Here is a 6,605-nt window from a genome sequence, read left to right as displayed (position 1 = left end):
GCGGCGCAAAAAGCTGCCTCCGCTTCATGTTGCTGGTAGCTAACCAGCAACACATTCAAGATACAAGCGGCGCAATTTATTGCGCGATAAATCGCGCCGCTACGGCATGTGCGGTATTGGACTGCTTTAACTCAGTCTGCTCCGGCACGTGCTGAGAATATCGTCCTTAGCCTGATATTCACTGGTCTGTACTCCCGTCAATCCCAGCAGGGTGGAGAACAGGTTATCTTGTGAAAAGCTTTGGTGCGCCGCTTGCTGGTCAACACAGGCTTTGCTGACGCCATAGCGCTGTTGATAGTCTGGCGACAGCCACATCAGCATCGGCACATGTTTCTGCACATCCGGCGCAATGGCATACGGCATACCGTGCAAATAGGCGCCATTTTCGCCTAACGACTCCCCGTGGTCGGAGAGGTAGATCAGGCTGGTGGTATATTCATCCTGATGCGCTTTAAGCACCTTAATTGCTTTGTCGACAATATAATCGATATACAAAATGGTATTGTCGTAAGTATTAACCAGCTGCTGTTGCGAACAATCCTGAATTTGATTGGTATCGCAGGTCGGAGTGAATTTTCTAAACTGTGGCGGATAACGATTGAAATACGTCGGTCCGTGGCTGCCAATAGTGTGCAATACGATCACGCCATTGCCTTTGAGATGTTTAATATAGTCCTCAATACCGTGGAATAACACCTCGTCATAACACTCACCGTCATGGCACATATTCGGCAGGTTCAGGCTGGTCATATCCTGATGTGGGACGCGATCGCAGGCGCCTTTACAGCCACCGTCGTTATCATTCCACAGCACCTGCACACCGGCACGCTGGATAATATCGAGCAAGCCTTCCTGATGATCGGCAAGCTGATCGTCATAATGGCTGCGCGGCATATTGGAGAACATGCACGGCAACGAAACCGCCGTGGCGGTGCCGCAGGACTGCGTATTGGGAAAATAGGAAACCGCGTCCTTAGCCAGTAACGGCGTGGTTTCCCGCGCATAACCATTTAGCTGAAAATTCACCGCGCGCGTGGTTTCACCCACCACCAAAATGGTGAGATTTTTCTTGGGCCCAATCAACATTGCGGGTTGTTGCTTTGCATCTAAGCCAATCTTCACCAGCGGCAAATTGGCGGTGCGGCTGTGGTTATACCAAGAGATCGACGCCACAATGGCGTTCGACGGACTGAGTGATTTAATCAGCTCTTTTTGATTACGAAATAGCGAGGCGTAATCTTTATAGAAAAACATGGCCACTAAGCAAATACAAATAATCGATACCACCATCGACGCGGCGCGTTTAGCATAACTTTTCCACAAGGGGGTGCCATTATTAATGCGCAGCCAAAAAGCCAGCACGGCAACCAATAAGCCGCTGCTGCCCAACGTAATAATCAGTTTTGGTGATAATAACGCAAAGGATTCAGAAGCGGTGGTATCGAGAATATTCACGATCATCGAGCGGTCGATAACAATGCCGAAGCTCCAGATAAAATATTGAGCGGAAGCCGCCATCAATACGAATAACGCCAGAACAATGCGGTCGAGCCAGATCAATGAGGCAAGCGTTGCAATAATATTGATAACGCTGAATGCCACTAGCGGCATAGAGACGAACACCCACATCGTGCGCAAATTATCGAGCGGCATGGCATCAATAACCTGACGGTAAAAGGCGATGTTCAGAAACAGCGCAATATAGATCGAAAACAGCGTAATAAAAGTCAGCCGACTTACCGTCGGTCTTTTAGGCAGCGAAAACGTCATGGGTTTATCCGAATAGGTAGAGAAGGCGAGAGCTTAATAAACCAAGGTTAAGTGAACCTTAATTAAGGCAAAGCATTGATGCTCGACTTAACAGACGGGCGTGCTACCAGGAGAACCAGACGGTAACAAAACTCACTACGGCAAATGCGCTGACAGCAACTGCCAGATATTCGCTAAACGGGCGGGACATCATCGATTTCATGGAAAATTTCCTCTTTAGTTGAGGCTATTTTCAGTGCTGAAGATTAAGCGATCCTTAGCGTGAGGCGAATAAATCCCTTTAAGAGCGATAGTGATCGGCAGCGACAGTTTATCGACCCTCATCGCCGTCAAGAAATGCATAACGAAAAATCGGTCATTGAGCTGGCAAAAGCGCAGCCCAACCCGACAGGGCGGCACCATCATCTTTGACGTACAAATAAGCATGTGGCCTTAAAGGCGCTGCTTATTTGTACGTCACTTCGATGATTTTAAAATTATTTACTGTTTTGACAATTACGGTGCCCAGTTGATAAGGCAACGTTTGTGTTTGTCTATTGAATGCGATCGTACGCACTTTGTTAATACCTTCGCGATTACAAGTAACTGACGTACGTTGTAGCAGCGTGGACGTGGTGCAGGCGGGTTCAACAATGGCACCGCTGAAGTTAATCGTTCCACCCTCGGCCATCGCCGTTTGCAGCATCACAAGGCCTGACAATACAACCAGGATTTTTAACATATGACATCCTCCAAATACCTTTAAGGATTTTCGTCCTGTTATGGTTAAACTTTAGAGGATAAGAAATGGAGTTAAGAAAAATCTTGGTTTTATTTTGTAATTACATGAAGTACACAACCTTCAGGCTTGGAAGTCACTGCTGAAAGGTGAATGCCACGCCTCATACATGCGTTTTAAGGGAGAGGGATGTTGAGTACTCCCCGCGCAGCAGTCCAAACAGCCAGTCGTTATGCCACGTATTTCTCAGCCAGTAGCTTTCCCGCAGTTCCCCCTCCAATACGAAGCCAACTTTTTCCAGCAGTCGACGTGAGGGCGTATTGCCTGCGGTAGCGGTTGCAGTAAGCCGCCGGATGCCGCCGTCCTTAAACGCATAGTCACACAGCGCGATTAGAGACTCATACGCATAGCCTTTGCCTTGCGCTTCGGGCGCGAACAGAAAGCCGACCTCGGCGCAGTCGCTATTGCGGTGAATATAGCCGCTGACGCCGATGCGATTGCCCGACTGTTTTTCACGAACTATCAGGCACAGCCAATGTTCGCTCTGGGGCGACCAAAGCGGCAATCTTGCTGAAAAATCTGCGAGAATTTTTTCTTCGGATTTTTGGTCCGCGACGTAGTGCATGACCTGTGGCGCAAGCTGTAGCTCTCGGTAGAAAGCCCAGTCGGCTTCCTCGAGCTGCGCGCAGGTGAGTCTGGTGGTTTCGAGATGCAATCGGCTGGTCAATGTTCACCTGCATAAATCCGACAAGGAGGATGAAGGTATTTTAGAACGCACGTAACGTAGCGGCGCAATTTATTGCGCAATATCTGGATGGGCACGGAGTCGCGACTAATACACGCGATAAATCGCGCCGCTACAAATATGTGCAATCATTCTGTAGCGGTGCAATAAATTGCGCTGATCTTTACTGCTGAAACCTTAACGCCACGCCAAACGCCTGTTCGGCACCGACAATAATCGCGGACTCCTCTTCGCGGAACGGTACGTCGCAAAGCAGCAGGCTTGCTTTTACCTTGCGCAAATCGGTAGTGCGCAAGGTTAATCCGGCCATGCGCGCGCTGCCGTCGTAATCGAGCGGTAAACTGGCAAAGCGCTGGGTGACGTACTCCGCGGCGGCAAAGCGCACCGTCGCCACGCCCGCTTTCAACACAAACGCGCCCTCCTGACAGGCAGTGAGCTTATCGGCGCCAAACAAACGGCTGTAAGGCTGTGCGGCGGCGGCGGGATCCTGTGCAACCACCGCAAACTCAACGATATCGCTTACGCCATTGGGATGGATGCGCCACGCGTCCTGCCACACCGAATCTGGCGTGTCGTGCTGGCAAAAGAAGCTGCGGCCATTGGCAACCAGCGACGGACGCAGCCGCACCGTGCGGAAACGCGCTTCCTGCTCGCTGCCATCCGGCAAGGTCACCGGACGGAAAAAGCTCGCCGGTTGATCGCCGTCGATATCCTGGCTCTCCAGATAGCGCCACACCGCATCGGCATCCTCGGTTTTCCACACCAAACCGCTCAGGCCAATCGGCGACTGCCACAAATCCTGGCGCAGATTGCCGCGCCCGGCTTCAAAACCTAATAACTCCAGATAGTTATCACCGAAGATCGCCAGGTGATTGCTGGAACCGAGCGAATGGTGGCCGCGCTCGGTAAGCTGAAAACCCAGGCGACGAAACAGCGCGCTGGCGTCGTCTAGCTGGTCGGCAACATTGATTACCACATGGTCGAGACGGGGAACCGGTACAGGAATCGCCATCGCTTTTCTCCTTGCTCTTAGGGTCACGATGCCAGCGCCTGTTGTTGGCGCAGCGTCAGCAGCGCGCGCTGCGCCAGCTCGGTGAAGTAATGCACCGCTGGTTCCAGCATCGCTTCATCCGGATCGAAACCGGCGTGATGCAGGCCAAACTCACTGGCGCTGCCAATGCTGACGAAAGCGCCTGGCAGCTGCTGCAGGTAAAAGGCAAAGTCTTCGCCGCCCATTTGCGGCGTGCCGACTTGCGTTTCATAGCCCTGATCGGCAGCCAAATCCAGCGCGAAATCGGCCCATTCTGGCGTGTTGACCAGCGATGGCGGACCTTCCTGCCACACCAGCTCAACCTGCGCGCCAAATCCGGCGGCAATACCGTTAATCAGCGCCGTCATTTTCTGCGGGATTTGTGCCCGTATCTCAGCGTTGTGGGTGCGCACCGTACCTTCCAGCTCCACCGTTTGCGGCAACACATTCCAGCTATTGCCGGCCGTGAAGCGCGTTACGCTAACCACCACCGATTCCAGCGAGCTGAACACGCGGCTCGGCAGCGTTTGCAGCGCGGTGACGATGTGGCTGCCAATCACAATGCTATCGATACCTTCATGCGGTCGCGCGGCGTGCGCACCTTTACCGGTGATATTGATTTGGAAACGATCGACGTTGGCGTAATAAGCGCCACCGCGCGTGCGCAGCGTGCCGGTGGGCAGATCCGGCGCGTTATGCAGGCCAAAAATCGCCTGCACATCGTTAAGTGCGCCTGCCGCCAGCAGCTGTTTCGCGCCGGTGAAAATCTCTTCCGCGGGCTGGAACAGAATGCGCACGCGGCCAGGCAATTGGGCTTCGATGCGTTTTAGCTGCTGTGCCACGCCGAGCATTACGCTGCTGTGCAGATCGTGGCCGCAGGCGTGCATCACGCCCGGCTGCTGCGAGCGCCACGGTTGGTCGGTTTGCTCATCGATTGGCAGGGCATCGATATCGGCCCGCAGCGCGATCAGCGGTTCGCCGTGACCAATTTCAGCGACCACCCCGGTTTTCAGCGCCAGCGGCAGCAGCTTAACGTTGAGTTGTTGCAGCCAGCGCGTTAGCCGCTCGGTGGTGGCAAATTCCTGATCCGACAGTTCGGGATGCTGATGCAGCTCGCGTCGCCAGCGCACAAGCTGTTGAGGGGAAAGATCGGTCATGGTCATCCTTGGGTTTGTGCAGGTAAGAAAGGTTCGCCAAGCGTCAGCATCAGGCGGTTCGCCCAGGCAAAGAAGGCGGCGGATTGAATCAGATCCAGCAATTCCAGCGTGCTGAATCCCTGATCGCGCAGCGCTTGCAGCTGCTTCAGGCTGGTGGCAGCGGGGGTGATCGATAAGGTCGCCACCAGATCGATCTGTGCCGCCCAGCGCGCCGATTGTCCGTGCGACAATTCGGCACCCGGCGCAACATTCAGCAACTTCTGTACCGCCGGTTCATCTTTCGACAGCTGGCTGGCTTTGCGCGCGTGGACCGAGGCGCAGTAAATGCAGCCGTTAACCTTGCTTACCACCGTGGCGGCGAGTTCGCGTTCCGCGCGCGAAAGTCCACCCGCGGTATAGAAGATGCCTTTATCGGTGAGCGTGCGCTGCTCCAGCAGCGGCTGGTTGCGTCCCAACAGACGGAAGTAATCGGAATCGCTGTGGCCGAATTTCGCCAGCGTGGCCTGCTCGTCAGCGCTAAATTCATTGAGCGGTTTAGCCGCCAGCCACGGCTCCCAGCCGAGTTCCTGCTGGGTAAAGGCGGTGAGGGCGGTTTTGCCGCTCAGGGTTAACGGCGCATCGTGCCACTTTCCGGCCACCGCATGCGGCTGCGCAGCCGTCTCTTCGCCGCTGAGTAAACGCAAACCGAGCAGCAAACGACTCTGGAAGCTGACAAACGCAATCAGCTGCGCCAGCGTGACGATACCGCGCGGCGACCAGCCGGCATGTTGCAGCGTCTCGATGTGCTGCGGCGCGGCCTCCACCGGATGCAGACTGAGCAGTTCAGCAAACGCTAAACCGGCGTCAAAGCGTAAGTTTTGCGCTGGCGATTGCGCCTGCTGCTGATAATGCGCCTGCAGCGCGGTTACCCCGTGCCAGGCCGCGACCTGTGCGGCGAGCGCAAAGCGTTCGGCTAACGGTAAATCCTCATCATCTTGCGTAAACAGCACCTCGTAGCTGCCTTGCGTATGCTGCGTGGCGGCGGCGCGTTCAGCACGGGCTTGCGCCAGTTCGGAAGCGGGATCGATATCGGCCAGCGCATTAAGTAAATCAAACGGTTGGGACATACAATTCTCCAGTTAAAGCATTAGTAGGGTCGCCATTTAGTACCGTGCTGGCTGTCCCCTCCTCGGTCGGTGCTGGCTG

6 protein-coding genes are annotated in these 6,605 nt (G+C 54.4%); all 6 read right to left on the bottom strand.

Translation table 11 applies throughout. The features are described 5' to 3' along the window. Positions 1–126 precede the first annotated feature (126 nt). On the bottom strand, positions 127–1,770 hold the full coding sequence (gene eptA, locus PMI17_RS15640; protein WP_009128500.1) for a phosphoethanolamine transferase EptA: 1,644 nt from the start codon (positions 1,768–1,770) through the stop codon (positions 127–129). A 445-nt stretch (positions 1,771–2,215) separates the two neighbouring features. Further along, positions 2,216–2,491: a hypothetical protein gene (locus PMI17_RS15635; protein WP_009128496.1), complete on the bottom strand. Its 276-nt coding sequence runs from the start codon at positions 2,489–2,491 to the stop codon at positions 2,216–2,218. A 160-nt stretch (positions 2,492–2,651) separates the two neighbouring features. Continuing rightward, on the bottom strand, positions 2,652–3,215 hold the full coding sequence (locus tag PMI17_RS15630) for a GNAT family N-acetyltransferase (protein ID WP_009128494.1): 564 nt from the start codon (positions 3,213–3,215) through the stop codon (positions 2,652–2,654). Positions 3,216–3,396: 181 nt separating this feature from the next. After that, complete coding sequence (locus PMI17_RS15625) at positions 3,397–4,245, bottom strand: VOC family protein (protein WP_009128491.1); 849 nt, start codon at positions 4,243–4,245, stop codon at positions 3,397–3,399. A gap of 23 nt (positions 4,246–4,268) precedes the next feature. Then, positions 4,269–5,420, bottom strand: coding sequence for an amidohydrolase (locus PMI17_RS15620; RefSeq protein ID WP_009128489.1), 1,152 nt, complete (start codon positions 5,418–5,420; stop codon positions 4,269–4,271). Positions 5,421–5,422: 2 nt separating this feature from the next. Beyond that, entirely contained in the window at positions 5,423–6,526 is a 1,104-nt protein-coding gene (locus PMI17_RS15615) for an alkylhydroperoxidase domain protein (RefSeq protein ID WP_009128487.1), read from the bottom strand. Between the last annotated feature and the right edge of the window lie 79 nt (positions 6,527–6,605).

Origin of the sequence: Pantoea sp. GM01, from assembly GCF_000282675.1 — a bacterium.
Classification (GTDB): Bacteria; Pseudomonadota; Gammaproteobacteria; order Enterobacterales; family Enterobacteriaceae; genus Pantoea; species Pantoea nemavictus.
Note: the sequence above shows the minus strand (reverse complement) of the source record. Positions and strands in the feature narration are given on the sequence as shown.

Bases quoted from the DNA above. Each gene is read 5' to 3' on its own strand.
- eptA (WP_009128500.1), bottom strand. From the start codon at position 1,770: ATGACGTTTTCGCTGCCTAAAAGACCGACGGTAAGTCGGCTGACTTTT.
- PMI17_RS15635 (WP_009128496.1), bottom strand. From the start codon at position 2,491: ATGTTAAAAATCCTGGTTGTATTGTCAGGCCTTGTGATGCTGCAAACG.
- PMI17_RS15625 (WP_009128491.1), bottom strand. From the start codon at position 4,245: ATGGCGATTCCTGTACCGGTTCCCCGTCTCGACCATGTGGTAATCAAT.
- PMI17_RS15620 (WP_009128489.1), bottom strand. From the start codon at position 5,420: ATGACCGATCTTTCCCCTCAACAGCTTGTGCGCTGGCGACGCGAGCTG.
- PMI17_RS15615 (WP_009128487.1), bottom strand. From the start codon at position 6,526: ATGTCCCAACCGTTTGATTTACTTAATGCGCTGGCCGATATCGATCCC.